Source organism: Lysobacter helvus (genome assembly GCF_018406645.1).
Taxonomy (GTDB): domain Bacteria; phylum Pseudomonadota; class Gammaproteobacteria; order Xanthomonadales; family Xanthomonadaceae; genus Noviluteimonas; species Noviluteimonas caseinilytica.
Map to the genome: position 1 here is coordinate 2,972,190 of NZ_AP024546.1, position 25,182 is coordinate 2,997,371.

22 protein-coding genes and 1 other RNA gene are annotated in these 25,182 nt (G+C 68.5%); 6 read left to right on the plus strand and 17 right to left on the minus strand.

Annotation, left to right across the window (positions count from 1 at the left end; all coding sequences use genetic code 11):
* Positions 1–36: 36 nt before the first annotated feature.
* The 9 genes from LYSHEL_RS14540 to dapB all read right to left on the minus strand — a co-directional run bounded on the left by LYSHEL_RS14540 (position 37) and on the right by dapB (position 10,476).
* The gene (locus LYSHEL_RS14540; RefSeq protein WP_213434762.1) at positions 37–978 is read right to left on the minus strand and encodes a class I SAM-dependent methyltransferase; all 942 of its coding nucleotides are present in this window, start codon (positions 976–978) and stop codon (positions 37–39) included.
* A gap of 146 nt (positions 979–1,124) precedes the next feature.
* Positions 1,125–2,849, minus strand: a complete 1,725-nt coding sequence (recJ, locus tag LYSHEL_RS14545; RefSeq protein ID WP_213434763.1) for a single-stranded-DNA-specific exonuclease RecJ — start codon at positions 2,847–2,849, stop codon at positions 1,125–1,127.
* On the minus strand, positions 2,846–3,787 hold the full coding sequence (locus tag LYSHEL_RS14550) for a phosphoglycerate mutase (protein WP_213434764.1): 942 nt from the start codon (positions 3,785–3,787) through the stop codon (positions 2,846–2,848). Before LYSHEL_RS14550 ends, recJ begins: the two co-directional genes overlap by 4 nt.
* Positions 3,788–3,791: 4 nt before the next feature.
* Positions 3,792–4,271, minus strand: a complete 480-nt coding sequence (gene greA / locus LYSHEL_RS14555; protein ID WP_213434765.1) for a transcription elongation factor GreA — start codon at positions 4,269–4,271, stop codon at positions 3,792–3,794.
* Positions 4,268–7,513: a carbamoyl-phosphate synthase large subunit gene (gene carB, locus LYSHEL_RS14560; RefSeq protein WP_213434766.1), complete on the minus strand. Its 3,246-nt coding sequence runs from the start codon at positions 7,511–7,513 to the stop codon at positions 4,268–4,270. The genes greA and carB overlap by 4 nt, the downstream gene beginning before the upstream one ends.
* A gap of 12 nt (positions 7,514–7,525) precedes the next feature.
* On the minus strand, positions 7,526–7,951 hold the full coding sequence (locus LYSHEL_RS14565; protein ID WP_213434767.1) for a DUF6973 domain-containing protein: 426 nt from the start codon (positions 7,949–7,951) through the stop codon (positions 7,526–7,528).
* Positions 7,951–8,352 (minus strand): four helix bundle protein, encoded by a 402-nt coding sequence (locus LYSHEL_RS14570; RefSeq protein WP_213434768.1) that lies wholly within the window; start codon positions 8,350–8,352, stop codon positions 7,951–7,953. Before LYSHEL_RS14570 ends, LYSHEL_RS14565 begins: the two co-directional genes overlap by 1 nt.
* Positions 8,349–9,518, minus strand: a complete 1,170-nt coding sequence (gene carA, locus LYSHEL_RS14575) for a glutamine-hydrolyzing carbamoyl-phosphate synthase small subunit (protein WP_213434769.1) — start codon at positions 9,516–9,518, stop codon at positions 8,349–8,351. The genes LYSHEL_RS14570 and carA overlap by 4 nt, the downstream gene beginning before the upstream one ends.
* A gap of 241 nt (positions 9,519–9,759) precedes the next feature.
* Positions 9,760–10,476 (minus strand): 4-hydroxy-tetrahydrodipicolinate reductase, encoded by a 717-nt coding sequence (gene dapB / locus LYSHEL_RS14580; protein WP_213434770.1) that lies wholly within the window; start codon positions 10,474–10,476, stop codon positions 9,760–9,762.
* A gap of 252 nt (positions 10,477–10,728) precedes the next feature.
* Here dapB and LYSHEL_RS14585 point away from each other — a divergent pair, with 252 nt between their 5' ends.
* Together LYSHEL_RS14585 and LYSHEL_RS14590 are read left to right on the plus strand one after the other, a co-directional pair.
* The gene (locus LYSHEL_RS14585) at positions 10,729–12,270 is read left to right on the plus strand and encodes a tyrosinase family protein (protein WP_213434771.1); all 1,542 of its coding nucleotides are present in this window, start codon (positions 10,729–10,731) and stop codon (positions 12,268–12,270) included.
* A gap of 148 nt (positions 12,271–12,418) precedes the next feature.
* A complete protein-coding gene (locus LYSHEL_RS14590) occupies positions 12,419–13,921 on the plus strand; it encodes a tyrosinase family protein (protein WP_213434772.1) in 1,503 nt (500 codons plus the stop codon).
* Between the two features lie 33 nt (positions 13,922–13,954).
* Here LYSHEL_RS14590 and dnaJ read toward each other — a convergent pair whose 3' ends face one another.
* The 4 genes from dnaJ to hrcA form a co-directional block, all read right to left on the minus strand.
* Entirely contained in the window at positions 13,955–15,091 is a 1,137-nt protein-coding gene (gene dnaJ, locus LYSHEL_RS14595; RefSeq protein ID WP_213434773.1) for a molecular chaperone DnaJ, read from the minus strand.
* A 114-nt stretch (positions 15,092–15,205) separates the two neighbouring features.
* On the minus strand, positions 15,206–17,125 hold the full coding sequence (dnaK, locus tag LYSHEL_RS14600) for a molecular chaperone DnaK (protein WP_213434774.1): 1,920 nt from the start codon (positions 17,123–17,125) through the stop codon (positions 15,206–15,208).
* Between the two features lie 110 nt (positions 17,126–17,235).
* Positions 17,236–17,742, minus strand: a complete 507-nt coding sequence (grpE, locus tag LYSHEL_RS14605; RefSeq protein ID WP_213434775.1) for a nucleotide exchange factor GrpE — start codon at positions 17,740–17,742, stop codon at positions 17,236–17,238.
* Between the two features lie 88 nt (positions 17,743–17,830).
* On the minus strand, positions 17,831–18,889 hold the full coding sequence (hrcA, locus tag LYSHEL_RS14610; protein WP_213434776.1) for a heat-inducible transcriptional repressor HrcA: 1,059 nt from the start codon (positions 18,887–18,889) through the stop codon (positions 17,831–17,833).
* Between the two features lie 96 nt (positions 18,890–18,985).
* Here hrcA and recN point away from each other — a divergent pair, with 96 nt between their 5' ends.
* Positions 18,986–20,662: a DNA repair protein RecN gene (gene recN, locus LYSHEL_RS14615; protein ID WP_213434777.1), complete on the plus strand. Its 1,677-nt coding sequence runs from the start codon at positions 18,986–18,988 to the stop codon at positions 20,660–20,662.
* On the opposite strand, the gene fur is transcribed toward recN, so the two are convergent.
* Positions 20,659–21,060, minus strand: coding sequence for a ferric iron uptake transcriptional regulator (gene fur / locus LYSHEL_RS14620; RefSeq protein ID WP_213434778.1), 402 nt, complete (start codon positions 21,058–21,060; stop codon positions 20,659–20,661). The two genes, recN and fur, sit on opposite strands and share 4 nt — an antisense overlap.
* 50 nt (positions 21,061–21,110) lie before the next feature.
* Between fur and LYSHEL_RS14625 the strand changes: the two genes are divergently transcribed.
* On the plus strand, positions 21,111–21,506 hold the full coding sequence (locus LYSHEL_RS14625; protein WP_213434779.1) for an outer membrane protein assembly factor BamE: 396 nt from the start codon (positions 21,111–21,113) through the stop codon (positions 21,504–21,506).
* A 10-nt stretch (positions 21,507–21,516) separates the two neighbouring features.
* Here the strand turns inward: LYSHEL_RS14625 and LYSHEL_RS14630 are convergent, their stop codons facing one another.
* Positions 21,517–21,780, minus strand: coding sequence for an RnfH family protein (locus tag LYSHEL_RS14630; protein ID WP_213434780.1), 264 nt, complete (start codon positions 21,778–21,780; stop codon positions 21,517–21,519).
* Positions 21,781–21,791: 11 nt separating this feature from the next.
* A complete protein-coding gene (locus tag LYSHEL_RS14635; RefSeq protein WP_213434781.1) occupies positions 21,792–22,223 on the minus strand; it encodes a type II toxin-antitoxin system RatA family toxin in 432 nt (143 codons plus the stop codon).
* A gap of 46 nt (positions 22,224–22,269) precedes the next feature.
* Between LYSHEL_RS14635 and smpB the strand changes: the two genes are divergently transcribed.
* The gene (gene smpB / locus LYSHEL_RS14640; RefSeq protein ID WP_213434782.1) at positions 22,270–22,803 is read left to right on the plus strand and encodes an SsrA-binding protein SmpB; all 534 of its coding nucleotides are present in this window, start codon (positions 22,270–22,272) and stop codon (positions 22,801–22,803) included.
* A 6-nt stretch (positions 22,804–22,809) separates the two neighbouring features.
* On the opposite strand, the gene LYSHEL_RS14645 is transcribed toward smpB, so the two are convergent.
* A complete protein-coding gene (locus LYSHEL_RS14645; RefSeq protein WP_213434783.1) occupies positions 22,810–24,678 on the minus strand; it encodes a sensor histidine kinase in 1,869 nt (622 codons plus the stop codon).
* Positions 24,679–24,798: 120 nt separating this feature from the next.
* On the opposite strand from LYSHEL_RS14645, the gene ssrA reads away from it, so the two are divergent.
* Positions 24,799–25,152: a transfer-messenger RNA gene (ssrA, locus tag LYSHEL_RS14650) on the plus strand.
* Positions 25,153–25,182: the final 30 nt, after the last annotated feature.

Here is a 25,182-nt window from a genome sequence, read left to right on the forward strand (position 1 = left end):
GTCGCGGCAATGGGGTTCGGCAGGCGGAACGTTACCTCAGCGCAACCACCGTCGGACAGGCGCGCTCCAGCGCCAGAGGCGGGACGCGCGGATGCGGGCCAGGACCGCGGCATCCTGTTCGAGCGCCGGCAATCGCCCGAACACGAGGCGATGGGCTTCGCCGAGCGCGGCCAGCTGGAGTTCGCGATCGGTCAGCTGGTCGGCGGTCCAGGCGCGCGCTTCCTCGGAGGCGCGGGCGCGCGCAATTTCGAATCGCACCTGCGTGGTGGCCAGCGCGAGCTCGGTGCGTGTCGCTTCCCGGTCCGCCGTATCCATGCGCAGGTGGGCGAGCGTGACGCCGGCGTCGGCCAGGGCGTCCGGGCGCGCGTAGATGCACAGCACCTGTTCGCCCGCCCCGCCGGCATTCGGCCAATCGCGCAGGTCGGTGGCCGCGGCGTGCGCGAGCATCCAGCCGTTGCGCGCGACGGGCAACGTGTTCGGCGCGAACGCAACGAAATGCTCGGGATGCAGCTTGCGTTCGCGATACGGCAACAACAACACGACGAAGCGCTCGGCGCGCGCGGCGATCGCGTCGAACACGGCCCACGGGTCGCGGAAGTGCGCCAAGGTGTTGGACGAAAAGGCGACATCGCAGGGTTCGTCGAATGCGCCCTCGGCGCCCGGCGCAGCGCGCATGTCGCCGACGCGGAACCGCAGCTGCGGATGCCGGGCCTGCGCGCGCGCGATCGCCTCGTCCGAGAAATCCACGCCGACCGCGTCGACTCCCAACGCCTCGGCCAGCACACGTGTTCCGGATCCTTCCGCGCAGCCCCAGTCGCACAAGCGCGACCGTCGACCCGCGATGCATGCCTTGAACCACCCCGGCATCGCCTCCAGCGCGACGTGCGCGAAGCAACGCGATTGCGCTTCGCCACCGAGCGACGCCCAGTCCGTGCGGAAGCGATGATCCCAATAGGCGTGGCTGTTGACCGGGGGCACGAAGCGGTCCTGCGGAAGGGAGCGCGATCGTCGCTGTCCAGACCGGAAAGGTCCCCGCGCAACGTCTGCGGCGGGACTATGCAAGCTCTGCGAATGCCCCGGTATTGTTCTTGGGGCCCGGACCTTTCGGGCAGATTCCGCTTCCGTCAGACCGCGATGCGGTGCTCGACGATCAGCTGGATCGCATCGCCGCCGCGGTAATCGTCCACCGACAAGCGATACGCCAGGTGCACGCGCGACGGCGGCGGCGTGCCGGTCCAGCCGCCGAAATGGATCGCATCGACGGGCTTCGCGCGGCCGGGCACGCGCACCGTCAGCTTCAAATGCCGCTGGCCCACGACGCGCCAGTCGGTGACGTCGAATTCGCCATCGAACATCGGCTCGGGGAACGCCTGGCCCCACGGGCCGCCGTCGCGCAGGCCTTCGGCATGGCGACGATCGAACTCGGCGACGTCGAGCGCGCCGTCGCTGACCAGTTCGGCCTGCAGCGCCGCCGGATCGAGTACGCGTTCGACATGCGTGCGCAGCGCTTCGGAGAACGCGTCGAGCGCCGCGTGCGGCAACGTCAGGCCCGCCGCCATCGCATGCCCGCCGAAGCGCGGGATCAGGCCCGGCAACGCGGTGTCCACCGCGGCCAGCGCATCGCGGATGTGCAGCCCGGGGATCGAACGCGCCGAACCCCGCAACGAATCGCTGCCGGGTTCCGCGGGCGCGAACGCCACCACCGGACGATGCACGCGTTCCTTCATGCGCGAGGCGACGAGCCCCACGACGCCCGGATGCCACGCCGGATCGAACAGGCACACCACCGGTGGCAACGCGCCGTCGAGCACGACGCGTGCGAGCGCGGCTTCCGCATCGTCGGTCATGTCCTGCTGCACGCCGCGGCGTTCGGCGTTGATCTCGCCCAGCGTGGCGGCCAGCGTGCGCGCGTGCGAGGCGTCGTCGGACAACAGGCATTCGATGCCCAGCGCCATGTCTTCCAGGCGCCCGGCGGCATTGATGCGCGGCGCGAGCGCGTAGCCGATGTCGGACGCGGTGAGCGTGCGCGCATCGCGGCCGGCGCTTTCGATCAAGGCCTGCAGGCCCGCGCACCCCTGCCCCGCGCGCAGGCGACGCATGCCCGCGCCGACGAGCGCGCGGTTGTTCGCATCGAGCGGCACGAGGTCGGCGACGGTGCCGACGGCGACGAGGTCGAGCAGCACCGACAGGTCCGGCTCCGCGCCCGCGGTGAACGCGCCGCCTTCGCGCAGGCGGCGACGCAGGGCAAGCAGCACGTAGAACATCACGCCGACGCCCGCGAGCGCCTTGCTCGGGAAGCCGTCGTCGCGCAGGTTCGGATCGACGATCGCGTGCGCATCGGGCAGCGTCGTGCCCGGCAAGTGGTGGTCGGTGACGAGGACCTGCCAGCCGCGCGCCCGCGCCGCGGCGACGCCGGCGTGGCACGCGATGCCGTGGTCGACCGTCACCAGCAGGTCGGGCTGCAGCGCCGCCAGGTCATCGACGAGGCCCGGCGACAACCCGTAGCCGTGCACCGCGCGATTCGGCACCGCGTGCGACACGCGCTGCGCGCCCAGCAACCGCAGGCCGCGCACGCCGACCGCACACGCCGTCGCGCCATCGCAATCGAAGTCGCCGACGACCACGATGTGCCGATCCTGCGCGATCGCATCGGCGAGCAACTGCGTCGCAACATCGAGCCCGCCCATCGTTTCGGGCGCATGCAGGCGCGCCAGGCGCGGTTGTGCGTCGTCCCAGTTCGCCGCACCACGCGCTGCATACAAGCGGCGCAGCAACGGCAGCACGTGGTCGGGCCAGTCGCCGCGCAGGTCGACCGGCGCACGACGCACGATGCGGCGTTCGAGCGTCATGCGTCCATCGCCGCGAGCGGCTTGCGCCAGAAACGCCAGCGCTGATGGCGGCGCAGCGTGAACCGCGTGCCGTCCTCGCAGTCGAGGTCGAGTTGCGCGAGCGTGCCGGCGCGCACGGCGTCGATGGCGGGCGACAGCCACGCGTCCGCCAACGCATGCAGGTCGCGCTGCGGGCGCAGGTCGTAGAGCGCAGGGCCGCCCGCGAATCGCGCAGGCAGGTCGGTCGCCGCGCAATTCGTCAACTGCGCAAGCGCACGCAACGTCACTTCATCGGAAGCGATCGACGCGTGCAGCGTCGTCACGTGGTCCGGCAATACGCCGCCGCCCCAGAACCACAAGGAATTCACGGGCGGCTTCCCGCGCGCCACGCGCTGCGCGTTCACCGGATGCTGGTGCAGCACCACCTGCGCTTCGCTCAGCAAGGCACGCCAGCGACGGCCTTCCGGCCCTTCGGGCAGGTGATCGAACAAATCGGCGCCCAGGGCTTCGTCGGGCGAGGCCATCGACGGCAACTTCGCCTCGCGCGGCAAGCGCAGGTACCAGCGCGCAGGCCGCGGCGCATCGATGGGAAATCCGGTGTCGCCGAACAACGGCCGCAAGGGTTGCAGCAACGCTTCGGCTTCGGCGGCATCGAGCTGCAACGCATCGCCGCACGCCAGCAAGCGTGCGCCGGAGAGGTCGGGTTGTACGTACGCGGGATCCGCGCGCAACCACGCGCCGGTGTTCGCATCGCTCGCATCGAATGCACGCGTCAACGCCGCGACGGGCCAGCCGCGCGGCAACAAGTCGAAATGCCGCAGCAACTGCGCGCGTTCGCCGGCTTCGCCATCCGCGCGATCGGCCCGCCCCAGTGCGATCGCGAGCGATGCCGGCATGCCCTGCCCCGCCAGGCGGATGCGCGCCGGCAGCAGGAACGTCGCGCGCCCGGGCGCGGCCATGGCCTCAGCCCTCGTAACGGACCGCGACGATCTCGAACTCGCGCTGCCCCGCGGGCGCGTCGATGGTGATCACGTCGCCCTCGTGCTTGCCGATCAGCGCACGCGCCACCGGCGAGGAAATCGCGATCAGGCCCTGCTTGATGTCGGCTTCCAGGTCCCCGACGATCTGGTAGCGCTTTTCTTCGCCGCTGTCGGCGTCGGCCAGTTCCACTGTCGCGCCGAACACGATGCGCGAGCCGGCGTTGAGCGAGGCCACGTCGATCACCTGCGCGTGCGAGAGCTCCGCTTCCAGCTGCTTGATGCGGCCTTCGATGAAGCCCTGCTGCTCGCGCGCGGCGTGGTACTCGGCGTTTTCCTTGAGATCGCCGTGCGCGCGCGCTTCGGCGATCGCGTGGATCACCGCCGGGCGCTTCACCGACTTCAGTTCTTCCAGCTCCGCGCGCAGGCGCTGTGCGCCCTGGACGGTCAACGGTGCACGGCTCATGCGAGGTTCAATTCCTGGTGCAGGTCCTGCAGCGCGTTCACGTCGCCCCGGCCGCGATGGTCGAGCGAGTTGAGGAGCGCGCGGGCGCCGGCGATGGTGGTGGAATACGTGACGCGATGCTGCAGGGCTTCGCGCCGGATCGAGAACGAGTCGGCGATCGCCTGCTTGCCCTCGGTGGTGTTGACGATATACACGATCTCGCCGTTCTTGATCAGGTCGACGATGTGCGGCCGGCCTTCGATCACCTTGTTGATCTGTTCGCAGGCGATGCCGTGTTCGCGCAGGTAGGCGGCCGTACCGCCGGTGGCGACCACCTTGTAGCCGCGGCGCACCAGGTCTTCGGCCACCGGCAGCACGCGCTGCTTGTCCGGGTCGCGCACGGAGACGAACGCCTTGCCCACCGGCGGCGACTTGATGCCGCCGGCTTCCTGCGCGCGCGCGAACGCGGCGCCGAAGCTGCGGCCCACGCCCATCACTTCGCCGGTCGAACGCATTTCCGGCCCGAGGATCGGATCGACGTTCTGGAACTTGGCGAACGGGAAGATGGCTTCCTTCACCGAGTAGTAGTCCGGCACGATTTCCTTCGTCGCGCCCTGCTCGGCGAGCGTCTTGCCCGCCATGCAGCGCGCGGCGATCTTCGCCAGCGGCACGCCGGTGGCCTTCGACACGAACGGCACGGTGCGCGAGGCGCGCGGGTTCACTTCGAGCAGGAAGATGGTGTCGTTGCCGGCTTCGTCCTGCTGGATCGCGAACTGCGTGTTCATCAGGCCGACGACGTTCAGCGCGCGCGCCAGGGCGATCACCTGCTCGCGCAGGCGGTCCTGCGTGGCGGCCGACAGCGAATACGGCGGCAGCGAGCACGAGGAGTCGCCCGAATGCACGCCGGCTTCCTCGATGTGCTCCATCACGCCGCCGATCAGCACGGCGCCGGTGTGGTCGGCGATGACGTCGACGTCCACTTCCACCGCGTTGTCGAGGAAGCGGTCCAGCAGCACCGGCGAATCGTTGGACACCTTCACCGCGTCGCGGATGTAGCGCGACAGGTCGGCGTCGGAATACACGATCTCCATCGCGCGGCCGCCGAGCACGTAGCTCGGGCGCACGACGAGCGGATAGCCCACCTGGCGCGCGAGCGCGATGGCTTCGTCGGGGTTTCGCGCGATGCGGTTCGGCGGCTGCAGCAGGCCGAGCTTGTCGACGAGTTGCTGGAAGCGTTCGCGGTCTTCGGCCAGGTCGATCGAATCCGGCGAGGTGCCGATCACCGGCACGCCGTTGGCTTCCAGCGCACGCGCGAGCTTGAGCGGCGTCTGCCCGCCGTACTGCACGATCACGCCCTTGGGCTGTTCGAGCTCGACGATCTCCAGCACGTCTTCGAGCGTGAGCGATTCGAAGTACAGGCGGTCGGACGTGTCGTAGTCGGTGGACACAGTTTCCGGGTTGCAGTTGACCATGATGGTCTCGTACCCGTCCTCGCGCAGCGCGAGGGCCGCGTGCACGCAGCAGTAGTCGAACTCGATGCCCTGCCCGATGCGGTTGGGGCCGCCACCGAGCACGATGATCTTGTCGCGCTTGGTCGGCAGCGCTTCGCACTCGTCTTCGTACGTGGAGTACAGGTAGGCGGTGCTGGTGGAGAACTCCGCCGCGCACGAGTCCACGCGCTTGTAAACGGGGCGCACGCCGAGCGCCTTGCGCAGCGCGCGCACGGCCGATTCGTTCGTGCCCACGAGTTGCGCGATGCGCGCATCGGAGAAGCCCTTGCGCTTGAGCGCGCGCAGGCGGCGCTTGTCGAGCGCGCCCAGGCCCGCGGCGGCGACTTCGCCTTCGATCGCCACCAGTTCCTCGATCTGGTCGAGGAACCACGGATCGACGAACGACAGCGCGTGCACGTCTTCCACCGACATGCCGGCGCGGAACGCATCGCCCAGGTGGAACATGCGTTCCGGGCCCGGTTCCTTCAGTTCGCGGCGCAGCTTGAGCATGTCCTCGTCGCTGGTGAGGTCCAGGCCCGTCGGGTCGAGGCCGACCTTGCCGGTCTCCAGGCCACGCAATGCCTTCTGCAGCGATTCCTGGAAGCTGCGGCCGATCGCCATCACCTCGCCCACCGACTTCATCTGCGTCGTCAGGCGCGCATCGGCGGCGGGGAACTTCTCGAACGCGAAGCGCGGGATCTTGGTGACCACGTAGTCGATCGACGGTTCGAACGAGGCCGGCGTCTTGCCGCCAGTGATCTCGTTGCGCAGTTCATCCAGCGTGTAGCCCACCGCGAGCTTGGCCGCGACCTTGGCGATCGGGAAGCCCGTGGCCTTGGACGCCAGCGCGGAGGAACGCGACACGCGGGGATTCATTTCGATGACGACCACGCGGCCTGTCTGCGCGTTGATGCCGAACTGCACGTTCGAACCGCCCGTGTCGACGCCGATCTTGCGCAGCACCGCGACCGAGGCATCGCGCAGGCGCTGGTATTCCTTGTCGGTGAGCGTCTGCGCCGGCGCGACGGTGATCGAGTCGCCGGTGTGCACGCCCATCGCATCGAGGTTTTCGATCGAGCAGACGATGATGCAGTTGTCCGCGGTGTCGCGGACCACTTCCATCTCGAATTCCTTCCAGCCCAGCACCGATTCCTCGACGAGGATCTCGTGCACAGGCGAGAGTTCCAGACCGCGCTTGGCGATCTCTTCGAACTCTTCCTTGTTGTAGGCGATGCCGCCGCCGGTGCCGCCGAGCGTGAACGAGGGGCGGATGATCGTGGGATAGCCGACCGTGGTCTGGATCTCGACCGCCTGTTCGAACGTGCGCGCGACCGCGGCCTTCGGGCAGTCCAGCCCGATCTCCGCCATCGCCACGCGGAACAGTTCGCGGTCTTCCGCCATGCGGATGGCATCGCGCGAGGCGCCGATCAGCTCGACGTTGTATTTCTCCAGCACGCCGTTGTCGGCCAGGTCGAGCGCGCAGTTCAGCGCGGTCTGGCCGCCCATCGTGGGAAGCAGCGCGTCGGGTTTCTCCTTCGCGATGATCTTCTCCACCGTCTGCCACTGGATCGGCTCGATGTAGACCGCATCGGCCATGCCCGGGTCGGTCATGATCGTGGCGGGGTTGGAGTTGACCAGCACGACGCGATAGCCCTCGTCGCGCAGCGCCTTGCAGGCTTGTGCGCCGGAGTAGTCGAACTCGCAGGCCTGGCCGATGACGATCGGCCCTGCGCCGATGATCAGGACGGTCTTGATGTCTGTGCGCTTGGGCATTGCGTCCTCGACTCAGTACAAACGATCCAGCCACCGCTCGCGCGGCAGCCAGGTGATCTTGTTCGCATCGGTGGCCTGCACCTGGCCGGCGTCGATGGCGGCGCGCACGCGCGCCTGCATCTCGTTCCAGCTGGGGGCCGTCGCGCCGATCTGCGCGCCGATGCGGTTGTTGTGGGCGTCCATCGCGCGCATGTCGCTGCCCTGGCCGTCGCGTTCCATCACGTGCGTGACGAGCGCGACGAGGCGCGGCGACGTCGTGTACGCGACGGTCGCGCTGGCCAGCGTGTGGCGATACGCATCCGCGGGCCCGTTGCGCCCGCCTGGCAGGTTCGCGCTGAACCAGTGCGCGTACACCGTGCCGAGCACGAACGTCGGATAGGCCGCGAGCACCAGGAACGTGGCGGCGAACAATTTCAGTTTGCGCGAAGTCTTGGACATCAGCGGGACCGGGGACCGGGGACCAGGGACCGGGGCTCGAGCTTTTCGATCAGCGCCTGATGGAGACGACGAAGCATCTTGCTGACCGTTTCGCAGCGCTCCAGGGCTTCGCTGATGTCGGGTTCGATGGCGAATCCGAGCGCCTTCGACAGCAATGGCTGCGTCTGCAGTTCGGCCGCGGAGCCGCACGCTTGCGAAACGAACCGCGCGTAATCGCGAGTTGTTGCGCGTGCATTGCCCTCCGCGATATTCGACGGAATCGAAACCGCGGAACGCTGCATCTGGGACGACAACCCGAATCGCTCGTCGCGCGGAAAGGCCGACGTCAGCGAGTACACGGACGCAGCGAGGTCCATGGACTTCTGCCAGACATCCAGTTCGCGGAAGTGGCTCGGTGTCACGCCGCTCCTCCCCGGTCCCTGGTCCCCGGTCCCCGGTCCCGCATCGCGTCGATGAACTTGTCGAACAAGGGCGCAACGTCGTGCGGGCCGGGGCTGGCTTCCGGGTGGCCCTGGAAGGAGAACGCCGGTGCATCCGTGAGTGCGATGCCCTGGTTGGAACCATCGAACAACGACCGGTGCGTCACGCGCGCGTTCGCCGGCAGCGATGCCTCGTCGACCGCGAAGCCGTGGTTCTGCGAGGTGATCATCACGCGACCGGTATCGAGGTCGATCACCGGGTGGTTGGCGCCGTGGTGGCCGAACTTCATCTTGCTGGTGGTCGCGCCGATCGCCAGGCCGAGCAGTTGGTGGCCGAGGCAGATGCCGTAGGTCGGGACTTTCTTGTCTACGAAGGTGCGGATGGCGGCGATCGCGTAATCGCACGGCGCCGGATCGCCCGGGCCGTTCGACAGGAACACGCCGTCCGGCTGCATCGCGAGCACCTGGTCGGCCGGGGTTTGCGCCGGCACCACCGTGACGTCGCAGCCGCGCTCGGCCAGCATGCGCAGGATGTTCTGCTTCACGCCGAAGTCGTAGGCGACCACTTTGTATTTCGCCGGCGTGGAGGCGAACAGGTTGGAATCGAGGTCGAGCTGGCCTTCGCGCCACGAATAGGCGTCGCGCGTGGTCACGTCCTTCGCCAGGTCCATGCCTTTCAGGCCGGGGAACTTGCGCGCGGCTTCCAGCGCCTTCTCGACATCCAGCACGTCATCGGCCGAGGCCGCGGCCAGCAGCGCGCCGTTCTGCGCGCCGCCGTCGCGCAGCAGGCGCGTGAGCTTGCGGGTGTCGATGTCAGCGATGGCGACCACGCCGCGCTGGCGCATCCACTCCGGCAAGGCCTGCTGGTTGCGCCAGTTGCTCGGGCGGCGCGGCACGTCGCGCACGATGAGGCCCGCGGCCCACACCTGGCGGGCTTCGTCGTCCTGCGGCGTGCAACCGGTGTTGCCGATGTGCGGATAGGTCAGCGTGACGAGCTGGCGGGCGTAGGAGGGATCCGTGAGGATTTCCTGGTAGCCGGTCATCGCGGTGTTGAACACCACTTCGCCGACCGACAGGCCGGGCGCGCCGACGGAAACGCCCTCGAAGATCGTTCCGTCTTCGAGCGCGAGGATGGCAGGTAGGGTCACGGGCTTCGCCTTGATGGGGGAGTGCCCCCTGGCTGCACCCCGGATCGCGCGACGTTGGCGCACGAAAATCGCAGGTTGCAGCAAAGCACGGACTCGGGATCTTTCCGGTCCGGCTGGCAGTGGGCGGGCGAGCCGGAATTGTACGGGCGTCGCCCGGAAATACCAACGATTTCTTTGCGTTATCGCCTGCCCGGCCCCGCCCCGCCCCGCACGAGGCGTGAGGCTTGCTGCCCCCGATGGGTTATCCCAGCGCGTCGGCGATGCGGTAGCGGCCGGCCGGCTGGCGCGCGAGCCAGGCGGCGGCATGCAGCGCGCCGCGGGCGAAGATGTCGCGGTCGGTGGCGCGATGGATCAGTTCGATGCGCTCGCCGAGGGTGGCGAACTGCACGGTGTGCTCGCCCACGATGTCGCCCGCGCGCAGCGATGCATACCGCGGCGTCGCCCCGCCCCGCGTGGCGGCTTCGCCCAGCGTGAGCGCGGTGCCGGACGGTGCGTCGAGCTTGCGCACGTGGTGCTGCTCGACGATGTCGCAGTCCCAGCCCGGCAGTGCACGCGCCGCGCGTTCGACCATGTCCACGAGCACGGCCACGCCGAGGCTGAAGTTGGTGGCCCACAACACGGGGATGCGCGTGGCCGCCGCATCGAGCGCGGCCTGCTGCGCATCGGACAGGCCCGTCGTGCCGGTGACCAGCGGTCGGCCGTGTTCGACGCAATGCGCGAGCAATGCATCGAAGGCTTCCGGCAGGCTGAAGTCGATGACCACGTCGCTGTCGGGCGTGCCGCCCAGTTCGCCGGCGGCGAATTGCGAGACGCCGTCGATGACGCGCTGCCCGACCTTGCGCGACACCGCACCGACGACCTGCAAGTCTTCACGCGACGACGACAAGCGCAGCAGTGCCTGGCCCATGCGGCCATTCGCGCCATGGAGCAACACGCGCAGGGGTGTGTTCGTTTGCATGGACGCGAGGCTAACGGACTTCACGCGTGCGCGCCATTCATGGATGTGTCGAAGATTTCACGCGAACAGCTCGACCGTTGCTCGCACGGCGTCCTCCACTGGTCGCCCCGTGACCCGTGTTGACCGGTCTGTCACGCATTTCACGGTCTGCTGTTCGAAGACGACCGAACGGGGGGACGGTGCGCATCGCGCGCACGTGGCTGCCGAACGGTGCTTCGACGAAATTCCGCCGTTCTGCAGGAGCCCCTCCCCATGATTTCGCTTTCCCGCCGCAAGTTCGTCCAGGGTGCGGCCGCCATGCCGCTGGCGCTGTGGCTTTCACGCAATGCATTCGCGCAATCGGCGCCCATCGTCCGCTACGACATCGCCACGCCGCAGGGCGCGGACATGCTGGCGACCTACGCCAATGCGATCCGCCTGATGCAGTCGCGCCCGGAGAACGATCCGCGCAGCTGGCTGTGGCAGTGGTACACGCACTTCGTCAACGGTGCGACCACCAAGGCCGCGGAAGTCACCCGCATCTTCGGCACGACCGTCACGCCGGAGAGCACGCTGGCCAACGACATGTGGAATACGTGCCAGTCCCATGCGGGGCAGAACACGAACCACTTCCTGCCGTGGCACCGCATGTTCACGTTCTTCTTCGAACAGATCGTGCGCGAGGTCAGCGGTCGCGCGGACTTCTCGCTGCCTTACTGGGATTACACCTCCAGCGATCCCCTCAAGCGCGGCATCCTGCCGATCCAGTTCCGCTCGCCGAACGATCCGGTGTTCAACGTGCTGTATCGCCCCGAGCGCCTGGCGCTGGCGAACGGCGGACAACGCATCGACAAGAACCAGCCGACCGACCAGATGGACATCACGTCCACGATGGCGACGACCAACTACAGCGTCGTCGGCGACGTGCAGGGCTTCTGCCGCGCGGTCGACTCGGGCATCCACGGTCGCATCCACGTGCTGGTCGGCAACACCAAGGGCATGGGCGCGGTGCCGTACGCGGCGCGCGATCCGTTGTTCTGGGTGCACCACTCCAACATCGACCGCCTGTGGGCGAGCTGGAACGCGAACTTCGGTGGCGTGAACCCGGCGACGGCCTCGTGGGCGACGAAGGTGTTCACCTTCGCCGACCGCACCGGCCAGCGCGTGAGCGGCAAGCTGAAGGACTTCTTCGACATCGCGCCGCTCGGGTTCTCGTACGACAACCTGATCTTCCCGCCGCCGCCCCCGCCGCCCCCGCCGCAGCAGCCGCCGCCGTCCGGCAGCGGCACGACCACGACGCCGAAGACCAAGGGCCACAAGCTCGTGGTGGGCAGCACCGTCGATCGCATCGCCGCGTCCACCGGCATGGCCGACCTGGGCGCCACCGCGACCAACGTGACCGTGCGTCCGATCTCCGCCGCCAAGGCCGCCACCAGCAACGTGCTGGGCCTGGCCGCGGAAACCTCGCCGCTGCGCAGCTACCTGGTGCTGAAGAACCTGCACACCTGGAAGCAGCCGGAAGTGCTGTACCACGTGTACCTCACGCCGTCCCGCGGCGGTGGCCTCAACAAGAACAACTACGTGGGCGCGATCAACTTCTTCGACGCCGAATTCCACGACCACGGCGGCGGCAGCAAGCTGGACGCAGCGCTGGGCGAGAACTTCTTCAGCTTCGATGTGACCGACCTGCTGCGTCGCTACGAACGCAGCGGCGCGGTCAGCCGCGATGCGCTGCAAGTCACGTTCGTGCCGGGCGGGAAGGCTCGCGCGGATGCAGGCGCGATGGTCGCGACCGTGGAAATCGTGCGGCAGTAAGACCGCATGTGTCGCGCGCCCCGCGGGGCGCGCGACGGGAGCGCAGGGAGGCGCATGAACGACTCGTTCACTCGCATTGACTCTGCCATCACCGGGGGCACCCGAAGGTGCGGCCCATTGATTCGCACAACGCGATGAAGGAGTGGTCGTGACCAGCTTTTCCCGCCGTACGTTCCTGCAAGGCCTCGCGGCCGCGCCCATCGCGCTTGGCGCTTCGGGCTCCGTGTTCGCTGCGACCACGCCGGTCCGCTACGACATCGCCACCGCCGACGGTGCGCGCATGCTCGAGATCTACGCCAACGCCGTGCGCGCGATGCAGGGCATGGGCCCCGACAATCCCCTGAGCTGGTCGTGGCAGTGGTACACGCACTTCGTCAACGGCGCGACCAACAAGGCCGCCGAACTCACGCGCATCTTCGGCGACACACCGACGCCGATGCGCACGCTGGCCGAGGAAGTCTGGAACACGTGCCAGTCGCACTCCGGGCAGAACGCCAGCTACTTCCTGCCGTGGCACCGCTTCTACGTGTGGACGATGGAACGCATCGTGCGCCAGGTGAGCGGGCATCCGGAATTCACGATGCCCTACTGGGATTACTGCTCCGCCGATCCCGCGCGCCGCGGCGTGCTGCCGGAACAGTTCCGCCTGCCGAACGACCCGGTGTACGACTGCCTGTATCGCGCCAATCGCACCACGCTCGCCAATTCCGGCCAGCCGATCCAGCTGAACCAGCCGGGCGATGCGATGGACATCAACGACATCATGGCGAAGACGGCCTACAACACCGTCGGCTCGGTGACGGGCTTCTGCCGCGCGATCGACTCGGGCATCCACGGCCGCATCCACACGCTGGTCGGCAACGGCCGCGGCATGGGCGCGGTGCCGTACGCGGGCAACGATCCGTTGTTCTGCGTGCACCACGCCAACATCGACCGCATCTGGGCCAGCTGGAACAAGAACGGCAACAAGAACCCGACCGATCCGATCGCCTACCCGTGGATCACCACGTCGTTCGCGATGGCCGACGCCAACGGCGCGCGCATCTCGCGCCAGGTCAAGAATCTCTACAGCGCATTGCAGCTGGGATACGACTATGACCGCTTCGTGCCGAAGCCGCCGGTGACCACCACCACGCCGCCGCCCACCACCACGCTGGCCGCCAAGTCCGCGGCCGCGACCGCCACGCGCATCGCCGCCGCGCAGACCGAAGCCGACCTCGGCGCCACGCCCACCAAGGTGCGCATGCTGCGCATCAGCGGCACGCGCAAGACGGACGTGCTGGGCCTGGACACCGACAACCGCCGCGCATTGCTCGTGCTGCGCAAGCTGCACACCTGGAAGCAGCCGGAAGTGCTGTACCACGTGTACATCACCGCGCGCCCCACCGATCCGGTGGACAACGCGCACTACGTCGGCGCGATCAACTTCTTCGACGCCGAGTTCCACGACCACGGCGGCGGCAGCAAGCTCGATGAAGCGTTGGGCGAGAATTTCTTCAGCTTCGACGTCACCGCGCTGTTGAACACGATCGCGAAGAAGCCCCACGGCGTGGCCGCGGGGAGCGAGTTGTACGTGACTTTCGTGCCGGGCGGACGCCCGGTGTCGGGTGCGAACCCGATGGTCGCTTCGATCGAACTGGTGCGGCAGTAACTGCCTGGGCCCCTCTCCCGTTCGGGAGAGGGGTCAACTGATCATTCGGTCCCAGAAGCCCTTCACCCCGTCGAGGAACGTCGAGGCTTTCGGCGAATGGCGCCGCGCGCCCTCGCCGACGAAGGTGGCTTCGAACTTCTCCAGCAACTCGCGCTGTTCCGGCGTGAGGTTGACCGGCGTTTCCACCGCGACCTTGCAATACAGGTCGCCCGGCGCGCGGCTGCGCACCGAACGCACGCCGCGATCGCGCAGGCGGAACACCTTGCCGCTCTGCGTTTCGGCGGGGATGCGCAGTTCGATGTCGCCGCCCAGCGTGGGCACGCGGATCGAATCGCCCAGCGCCGCCTGCGAGATGCGCACCGGCACTTCGCAATGCAGGTCGTCGCCTTCGCGCTCGAAGATGTCGTGCGGACGCACGCGCACTTCCACGTACAGGTCGCCCGGCGGCGTGCCCGGCGGACCGGCCTCGCCTTCGCCGGACAAGCGGATGCGGTCGCCGTTGTCGACGCCCGCGGGGATCTTCACCGAGAGCACCTTTTCTTCCTCCAGGCGCCCCTGCCCCACGCACGGCTTGCACGGGTTGATGATGACCTTGCCGCGCCCTGCGCAATGCGGGCACGTCTGCTGCATCTGGAAGATGCCGCGCTGCATGCGCACCTGGCCGCGGCCGTGGCACGTGGTGCAGTTTTCCACCTGGCCGTCGGCCGATCCCGACCCGTTGCAGTGCTGGCACGAGACGAGCGTGGGGACTTCGACGCGCTTCTCGATGCCCGAGACCGCTTCTTCGAGATCGAGCTCCATCACGTAGCCGATGTCGGCGCCGCGCCGCGGGCCACCGCGCCCGCCGGCCCCGCCGCCGAAGATGTTGCCGAAGATGTCCCCGAAGATGTCGCCCATGTCGGCGTAACCGCCCGGGCCACCACCCCCACCGCCGCCCATGCCGTGTTCGAATGCAGCGTGGCCGTGCTGGTCGTACATGCGGCGCTTGGCCGCGTCCGACAGCACTTCGTAGGCTTCCTTGCATTCCTTGAACGCGGCTTCCGCAGCGTGGTCGCCGGGATTGCGATCGGGGTGGTGCTTCATCGCGCAGCGGCGATAGGCCTTCTTCAGGTCTTCGTCGCTGGCGTCGCGGGCCACGCCCAGGGTTTCGTAGTAGTCGCGTTTGCTCATGGAGCCGGGTTCTTCGAAAAAGTGCGAAAGCTTATACGGCGGGGCCCGGGACCGGATCGGCGGATGTCGCCTTTCGCAGACCCGGGCCCCGTTTCCGCATGACCGGGACGGCCGTTACTTGTTGTCGTCCTTGACTTCGGTGAACTCAGCGTCCACCACGTCGTCGTTGCGCGGCGCACCTCCCTGCGGGCCGCCGGCGTCGCCGCCGCCGCCCTGCCCGGCCGAGGCCGCCGCCACCAGCGACTGCGCGGCTTCCTCGAGCGCGCGGGTCTTCGCGTCGATCTGGCCCTTGTCGTCGCCCTTCATCGCGGTCTCGAGGTCGGCGAGCGCGCCTTCGACGCGGCCGATCACGTCGCCCGGCACCTTGCTGCCGTGCTCGGTGATCGCATTGCGCACCGAATGGATCATCGCGTCGGCGGTGTTGCGCGCCGTCACCAGCTCATGGAACTTCTTGTCGTCTTCGCGATGGGCTTCGGCGTCCTGCACCATCTGCTTGATCTCGTCTTCCGACAGGCCCGAGCCGGCCTTGATCTCGACCTTCTGCTCCTTGCCCGTCTTCTTGTCCTTGGCGTGCACGTGCAGGATGCCGTTGGCGTCGATGTCGAAGGAGACTTCGATCTGCGGCATGCCGCGCGGCGCGGCGTCGATGCCGGCCAGGTCGAAGCGCGCGAGCGACTTGTTGAAGCGCGCCTGTTCGCGTTCGCCCTGCAGCACGTGCACCGTCACCGCGGACTGGTTGTCGTCCGCCGTGGAGAAGACCTGCGAGGCCTTGGTCGGGATGGTGGTGTTCTTCTCGATGATCTTGGTGAACACGCCGCCGAGGGTTTCGATGCCCAGGCTGAGCGGGGTCACGTCGAGCAGCAGCACGTCCTTGACGTCGCCGGCCAGCACGCCGCCCTGGATCGCCGCGCCCAGCGCGACCGCTTCATCCGGGTTGACGTCCTTGCGCGGTTCCTTGCCGAAGAACTCGCCCACCGCCTGCTGCACCTTCGGCATGCGGGTCTGGCCGCCGACGAGGATGACTTCGCTGATTTCGCTCGCGCGCAGGCCGGCGTCGTTCAGCGCGATGCGGCACGGTTCGATCGTCTTCTTGACGAGGTCGTCGACCAGCGCTTCGAGCTTGGCGCGCGTGAGCTTGATGTTGAGGTGTTTCGGGCCCGAGGCATCGGCCGTGACGTACGGCAGGTTCACTTCGGTCTGCTGCGCGGAGGACAGCTCGATCTTCGCGCGCTCGGCGGCGTCCTTCAGGCGCTGCAGCGCGAGCGGATCCTTGCGCAGGTCGATGCCCTGGTCCTTGAGGAATTCCTCGACGAGGTAATCGATGACGCGCTTGTCGAAGTCTTCGCCGCCCAGGAACGTGTCGCCGTTGGTGGAGAGCACTTCCACCTGCATCTCGCCGTCCACGGACGCGATCTCGATGATCGACACGTCGAACGTGCCGCCGCCCAGGTCGTACACCGCGATCTTGCGGTCGCCGCCCTTCTTGTCCATGCCATAGGCCAGCGCGGCCGCGGTGGGCTCGTTGATGATGCGCTTGACGTCCAGGCCCGCGATGCGGCCGGCGTCCTTGGTGGCCTGGCGCTGGCTGTCGTTGAAGTACGCCGGCACCGTGATGACCGCTTCGGTCACCGTCTCGCCGAGGTAGGCCTCGGCCGTCTTCTTCATCTTCTCCAGCACGCGCGCGGAGATTTCCTGCGGCGAGAGGTTCTTGCCGTCGCTCGTGGCCACCCACGCGTCGCCGTTGTCATGGCCCATGATCTGGTACGGGACCAGGCCGATGTCCTTCTGCACTTCGGCGTCCTGGAACTTGCGGCCGATGAGGCGCTTGACGGCGAAGAAGGTGTTCTTGGGATTGGTGACGGCCTGGCGCTTGGCGGATGCGCCGACCAGCACTTCGCCGTCCTTGGTGTACGCCACGATCGACGGGGTGGTGCGGTCGCCTTCGCTGTTCTCGATGACGCGCGCCTTGCCGCCTTCCATGATGGCCACGCACGAATTGGTGGTGCCGAGGTCGATGCCGATGATCTTGCCCATGTGTTGCTCCCTCCGGGGATGTCGCTATTCGAAATTGGTTGGCGGGCTGCCCGCCGGACTGCACGTGATGTAGGGGCCGCTTGGCCGCCTTCAAGGCTCGGTCGTTGCGTTCAATCGTGTTTCGCGACCACGACCAGCGCCGGGCGCAGCAGTCGCTCGTTCAGCACGTAGCCCTTCTGGAAGGTCTGCGCGACCGCGCCGGGCGGCAACGCGCCGGCCTCGACCATGCTCATCGCCTGGTGGCGTTCGGGGTCGAAGCTGTCGCCGGCCTGCGGGAACACTTCGACGAGGCCGTTGGTCTCGGCGATGCGGTGCAGCTGGCGCAGCGTGAGCTCCAGGCCTTCGCGGAGGGGGTCGGATTGCGCGGCGGCGGCAAGGCCCGCTTCCATGCTGTCGAACAGCGGGAGCAGCTCGGTGAGCAGGCGTTCGTTGGCGAACTTGCGCGCCTGCTCCACGTCGCGGGCCAGGCGCTTGCGCTGGTTGTCGAGGTCGGCGCGTTCGCGCAGCGCCTCGGCGCGCAATTGCTCGACTTCGCCCTTGAGTTGTTCGATCTGGTCCTGGGGAGACAGCTCGCCTTCCAGGGCGGCGTCGCTGTCCTGCGGGTGTTCGTGGGTCATCTGGAAAGGTCCGTGGTTCGGCGGCGTCCTCCGCCCGAACCCCCCGCATGCGGTCGCCGGCCGGGGCTTTCAAGGCCCGGGGCCCCGTTCAGTCCTTCGGCGGCGCCTCCAGGGCGGCCCCGAGGACGTCGGCGGCGGCCTGCACGACGGGGATCACCCGGTCGTAGGCCATGCGCGTGGGGCCGATCACCCCGAGCACGCCCAGCACGCGCCCGCCGGCGACGTAGGGCGCGGTGACCATCGAGACCGATTCGAGCGGCGCCATGCCGGTCTCCTCGCCGATGAAGATGCGCACGCCCGGGGCGCGCGCGGTGCGTTCGAGCAGCTGCAGGATCTCGCGCTTGCGGGCGAAGGCTTCGAACAGGTCGCGCAGGCGGTCCAGGTCGGACAGGTCCTGCACGCCCATCAGGCGCGTCTGGCCGGCCAGCACCACGTCGTCCTCCACGCCCGGCGCCAGCGCCTGTTCGGCCAGTTCGACGGTGTGCGCCAGCAGCGTTTCCATTTCGCTGCGCGCGTTGTTCAACTCCTGCACCAGGCGCGCGCGGATCTCCGCGAGCGGGCGTCCGGCGAAGTGCTGGTTGAGGTAGTTGGCCGCGCGTTCCAGCTCGCCCGCGTCGTAGGGGCGGCGCGTGTGCAGGATGCGGTTCTGCACGTCGTTGTCGGCGAAGACGAGGATCGCCAGCACGCGCTGCGCATCCAGCGGGACGAAATCGATGTGGCGGAAGGCGAACTGCTCGCGCTTGGGCACCCCGACCACGCCGACGAAATGCGTCATCGCCGACAACAGTTCCGACGCGCTGCCCAGCAGGGCCTGCGTGCCCGACCCGGCCGGCAGCTCCTGGCGCAGGCGCGCGAGCTCCCCTTCGGGCAGCGAACGCACCTGCAGCAGCGAATCCACGAACACCCGGTAGCCCTGCGTGGTCGGGATGCGGCCAGCGGAGGTGTGCGGCGAACTCAGGAGCCCGCCCTCCTCCAGGTCCGCGAGGATGTTACGGATGGTCGCCGGGCTGATGTCCAGGCCCGCGTGGCGGGCCAGCGTCTGCGAACCGACCGGTTCGCCATCGTGGATGTAGCGCCCGATCAGCGTGCGCAGCAGGTGCCGTGCGCGCGGATCGAGGTCGCCGGGGAGTTGCGTGCGCGAAGCCATGGGGCGGGTATACGGCGCGCGGCAGGTGGGCGCAAGCGGATTGCGTTGCACGCAGTCTCGGTTCCTGCGACGACGAATCTTTTACGCTATCGCCCCATGCTCACCCATCTCGCCATCAAGGACTTCGCGGTCGTCCGCGCGGCCGAACTCGATTTCGCCGCGGGCCTGACCGTGATTTCCGGCGAAACCGGCGCGGGCAAGTCGCTGCTGGTCGACGCGCTGGGCTTCCTGTCCGGGGCGCGCGCCGACAGCGGCGTGGTGCGCCACGGGGCTGAACGCGCGGAACTGGTCGCGGTGTTCGACCTGTCCGATGCGCCCGCGGCCGCCGCCTGGCTGCAGGAACAGGACCTCGACGACACCGATGCCGGCGCGACATGCCAGTTGCGCCGCACGCTGCGCGCCGACGGTGGTTCGAAGGCGTGGATCAACGGCCGCCCCGCGACGATCGCCCAGGTGGCCGAACTCGCCGGGCGCCTGGTCGAAATCCACGGCCAGCACGAACACCAGGCGTTGATGGCGCGCGGCAGCCAGCTCGCGCTGCTCGATGCCTTCGGCCGGCACGCGCCGTTGCAGGCGCAGGTGCAGGCCGCCGCGCGCACGTGGGCGGCGCTGGTGCGCGAACGCGACGCGCTCTCGCAACGCGGCGATCCCGGCGATCGCATCGCCTTCCTCGAACACCAGCTGCAGGAATTGCAGCGCGATGCGCTGGAGCCCGCGGCGTTCGCCGACCTCGTCGCCGCGCACCGCCGCCATGCGCACGCCGCCGGCCTGATCGAAGCCTGCGACGCCGCCGCCGCGCGCCTGGGTGGCGAAGACGGTCCGGCCCTCGGGCGCCAGCTGCAGCAGATGCGCAACGACCTCGCGCGCCAGGCCGAACACGAACCGCGCCTGCTCGAGATCGACGCGATGCTCGACACCGCCGCGATCCAGCTCGACGAAGCGGCGTCCCTGCTGGAACGCGTCCGCGCCGACCTGGACCTCGACCCCACCGCCTTCGACGACCTGGACCGCAAGCTCACGCGCCTGCACGACTTGGCGCGCAAGCACCGCATCGCGCCCGAAGGCCTGGCCGCGCAACGCGATGCCCTCGTCGCGGAGCTCGAATCCCTGCGCGGCGCCGAAGACCGCGTGCGCGCGCTCGATGGCGAAATCGAATCGGCCCGCCTCGCGTGGGCGAAGCACGCCGCCACGCTGACGAAAGCCCGCACGCAGGCGGCGAAGTCGCTCGCATCGTCCACGACCACGCTGATCGGCGAGCTCGGCATGGGCGGCGGCGCGTTCTCGGTGTCGATCGAACCCAACCCCGCGGCCGATCCGGATCCGCAAGGCGCCGAGCGCATCGAATTCCTCGTCGCCGCCAATCCCGGCCAGCCCGCGCGCGCGTTGCGCAAGGTCGCCTCCGGCGGCGAACTCTCGCGCATCTCGCTCGCGATCGAAGTCGCCGCGCTCGGCCTGGACGCCGTGCCCACGATGGTGTTCGACGAGGTGGATTCGGGCATCGGCGGCGCGGTGGCGGACATCGTCGGCCAGAAGCTGCGTGCGCTCGGTGCGAAACGCCAGGTGTTGTGCGTGACCCACCTGCCGCAGGTCGCCGCGCAGGGCAACGCCCATTACCGCGTCAGCAAGGCCGCCAGCGACGGCATGACCCAGAGCGCCGTGCGCCAGCTGGAAGCGAAGGACCGCGAGGAAGAACTCGCCCGCATGCTGGGTGGCGTGGAAGTGAGCAAGGAAGCGCGCGCCGCGGCGCGGCGGTTGCTGGCGGACGTGGGCTAGCGCTTCTTGCGCACGTAGAGCACCAGCGCGTGCTCTTCGATCTCGTACCCGTGCTGCGCCGCGATCTGCCGTTGCAGGTCTTCGATCTCCGCGCTCTGGAACTCGATGACCTTGCCGGTCTCGATGTCGACCATGTGGTCGTGGTGCTCGCCGCGGTCCAGCTCGTACACCGCGTGGCCACCCTCGAAGTTGTGCTTGAGCACCAGCCCGGCCGCCTCGAATTGCGTGAGCACCCGGTAAACGGTGGCCAGCCCGATTTCGTCCCCGTGGTCCAGCAGCAACCGGTAGATGTCCTCGGCCGTCATGTGGCGCGGGCGGGACTGTTCCAACAGCTCGAGGATCCGCATCCGCGGATGCGTGACCTTGAGCCCGAGCTTGCGCAGATCCTGCTGTTCCATGGCGGCGGAGTGTATCATCGGCCCCCTTCCGACCCCCCGCGACAGGTTCCATGCGCAAGCTCTTGATGGTCCTCGCCCTCGCCGTCCTCACCGCGGGCTGCGGCATGCTCTACCGCCAGCCGATCTACCAGGGCAACCTCCTCGAGAAGTCCAACGTCGACCAACTGGCCGAAGGCATGGACAAGCGCCAGGTGATGGCGCTGCTCGGGACGCCCTCCGTCGCCGATCCCTTCCACCACGATCGCTGGGACTACATCGCCACCGAGCGCACCGGCCGCGTGGGCAAGACCGAGGTCAAGACGCTCACGGTCTTCTTCGCCAACGACCAGCTGCAGAAGTGGGAAGGCGAATATTTCCCCGAACAGGACAAGGCCCTGGCGGCGGACATGCGTTCGCGCTTCGGCAACCTGCCGAAGGACAAGAAAAAGAAGGGCGCGCGCCACTAAGCGCGCGTCGTCACCGCGCGGCCCGGTTCCGCCGCGCCTGTTTCGGATCCACCACCAGCGGCCGCAGCAACTCGATGCGGTCGCCTGCGTGCAACACCGCATCGGCTTCCGCGCGCACGCCGTGGATCGCCTGGCCATCCACGCCCCGCGCCCGCAGCGCCTCCGCGTCCAGGCCCGCCTGCACCAGCGCATCGCCCAGCGTCGCCCCTTCGGGCACGTCCACCGCCCACGCCTCGCAGCGATGCGGCCACGCCAGCACGATGTCGATGCGCATGCGCGCGCCGCTCACTCCGCGCCGCGGTCGGCGGCGCGCACGAAGTCGTCGACCATGCGGTCGGCCAGCCCCTGGAAGCCGATCGCGAAGGCCGGCCCCAGCAGTTTGTTCTTCGGTTCGAAGTCGAGCGTCAGCGTGACCTTGCACGCCGATTCGTCGAGCGCATGGAACTGCCAGCGCCCGTGCAACTGCTTGAACGGCCCGTCCCGGAGTTGCATGTCGATGTGGTGCGGCGGCGACAGGGTGTTTTCCGTCGTGAACCACGTGCGCAGCGAGCCCAGCCCCAGGTCCAGCCGCGCGACCACGCGGGTGTCGTCGCGTTCCAGGATGTCCGCCGATTCGCACCAGTCGAACCGGCGCGGATACGCGGCGATGTCGTTCACGAGCGCGAACATGCGGGCCGCCGAATGCTCGACGAGGGCGCTGCGTGTGATGGTGGGCATGGGCGCGGGTTCGCTTACGGGGGCGGCATCGGCGAGAATGCCCGCCATGAACAAGCAGGCGGCCAAGGATAAGGGAAACAGCGGCGCGGGCGCGCCGAAGAAGAAGGACAAGGCGCCGGCCCAGAAGACCATCGCGCTCAACAAGCGCGCCAAGCACGAGTACCACCTGGAGCAGAAGGTCGAAGCGGGCCTGGCGCTGCAGGGCTGGGAACTCAAGGCGATCCGGGCGGGCCGGGCCAACATCGGCGAAAGCTACGCGATCGTGAAGGACGGCGAACTCTTCCTGTTCGGCGCGCAGATCACCCCGCTCATCATGGCGTCCACGCACGTCATCGCCGACGCGCACCGCACCCGCAAGCTGCTGCTGCATCGCCGCGAGATCGACCAGCTGGTCGGCCGCGTGCAGCGCGACGGCTACACGCTGGTACCCACTGCGCTGTACTGGAGCGGCAGCAAGGTGAAGGCCGAGCTCGCGCTGGCGAAGGGCAAGCAGACGCACGACAAGCGCGAGGCCAGCAAGGAACGCGACTGGAACCGCGAGAAGCAGCGCGTGCTGCGCCGGCACAACAAGAACGCCTGACGCATTTCAGCGCGGCGTGCGCCTGCGGTCCGGCTCCGCGTCCGGATGCGGCGCCAGCGTGAACGAGAACACCGCGCCCTCGCCCGGCACGCCACTGGCGAACAACGCGCCGCCATGGCGTTCGACGATGCGCTTGGCCGTCGCCAGGCCGATGCCCTCGCCCGCGAACTTCGCATCGTCGTGCAGGCGCTGGAACGGGCGGAACAACTTGTCCGCGTACGCCGGATCGAAGCCCATGCCGTTGTCGCTGACGTAGAACGAAAACCCGTCGGCTTCCACGCCGAACTCGATGCGCCCGTCGGGTTTCTCGCGCGTGAACTTCCACGCATTGCCGAGCAGGTTCTGCAGGAGGCTGCGCACCAATGCGCGGTCGCCGCGCGCGCTGAGGTGCGGTGCGATCTCCACGGCCACGCGGCGCTGCGGCTCGATGGCCTGCAACTCCGCGATGATCTCGTGCGCCATGCGCGACAGGTCGAGCAGTTCGGGCTGCAGTTCGCCGCGGCCCACGCGCGACACCTTCAGCAACGCTTCGATCAGCTCGCTCATGCGCGCCGCCGCGCCGCGGATGCGCACCAGGTAATCGCGGCCGGTGTCGTCGAGCACCGGCGCGTAGCGATCGCCGAGCACGCGGCCGAAGCCTTCGATCGCGCGCAATGGTGCGCGCAGGTCGTGCGAGATCGAATACGCGAACGTCTCCAGCCCGCGATTGGCTTCGCTCAGTTCGCGCGTGCGCGTTTCGACGCGCGCCTCCAGCGTGCGGTTGAGCGCACGCACGCGGGACTCGCTGCGCCGGTGCGCCGCCGACATGCGTGCCGCCAGCCGCTGCGCACGCGATTCGGTATAGGCCAGCGACCACGCGATGCCGAACAACAGCAGCGATGCAAGCAGGCCGACGACCAACGCGGTGCGCAAAGGACGCAGCCCTGGCGCGGCCACTTCCTGCGGCGCCGACGCGAATTCGAACTGCCACGTGCGGCCGTACGAACTCGCGCGCTGTTCGTAACGGAACGTCGCGTCGGTACGCAACGGATAGTCGCCGTCCGAATACAGCATCGCGCGCGTGCCGCCCGTGACATCGAGGATGCGGAAGGCGACGTTGCGCTGGATCGGCCGCAGCGCCGTCGCCACGAAGCGCGGCACGCGCACTGGCGAATACACCCAGCCGCTGAGCGCGTCGTAGCGTTCGGCATAGGTCGCCGGCGCCTGGCCGCCGCGGAACACCGGCGCATACACCAGGAATCCCGCCGCTTCGGGATCGAGGTCCTGCAGCAGGTGCACGCGACCTGTCATGCGCGGCGCCGCGTCGCGCAACGCCGCTTCCATCGCGGCGTGGCGCACGGGCTCGGAATACATGTCGTAACCGACGACGTTGAGGTTCTCGGCGGTCTTGGGTTCGAGGTAGAAGATCGGCGCGTAGTGCGTGCGCACGCCGTGCGGCCAAACGCTGAACAAGCCGCGGCCCGCCGCGCGCGCATCCAGTTGCAACTGCTCCATCCCGTGCGCGTCGGTGTAGGCCGCGAAGCCCAGGCCCGTCATCGCCGGGAAGCGCACCGGCAGGTCCAGCCCGTCCACGTACGCCTGCCACTGCCGCGGGCTAGGCCGCGTCACGCTGGCGAACAGCGCCGCGCCGCCGCGGATGGTCAGTTCGTAGTTCACCAGGCGCTGCTGCACCAGCTCCACGATTTCCTGGCACGAGGCCTGGAACTCGGCGTGCGCGGCCTTCAGTTCGCGCTCGCGCGCCGCCCGCCAGGCCAGCACGACCAGCAACGTGGAGGCGATCAGCACGAGCACCGCCAGCACGAAGCCACTGCGGCTCGTGGCCTCGATGGCGTCCTGGTCGGGCGGGATGGGCTCGTTCGGGGGCACGGGCTGCATGGGGCGAAGCATAGACTGCGATGAATCGCCGCTGGCCCCTCCGGCCGCGATCCGGCGCTTCGCCTTGCCTGCACGGCGCGCGGGCCTATACTGCGCCGGTCAGCGTGATTGATGTTCCCCGGGGGTGCACTGGCTTCGACGGGGGTCGCGAAATCGCTTGGCGCATGCCGAGGGGGTAGCTTTCCTCGTTAATCCAGCTGCAAAAACCTAGACGCGAACGACGACGTCTACGCTCTGGCCGCTTAAGGCCTAGCCCCGAACCCACTTGTGCCTGTGCTCGTGGATGTAGGGTCATCATCACAGGATCGGTTGGAGTGGCGACCCGTCAGCTTCGACTTAACTTAAAGCGGGTATGTCCTGCGGTGTGCCTCGCACGTCGTGTTGCCACAGGCCGAGAACGAACGGCGAGCTAAGCATGTAGTGCCGGGGATGGAGTGCCTTCGGACGGGGGTTCAATTCCCCCCACCTCCACCAGTTGAAGGAAAAGGCCCGCCCAGCGCGGGC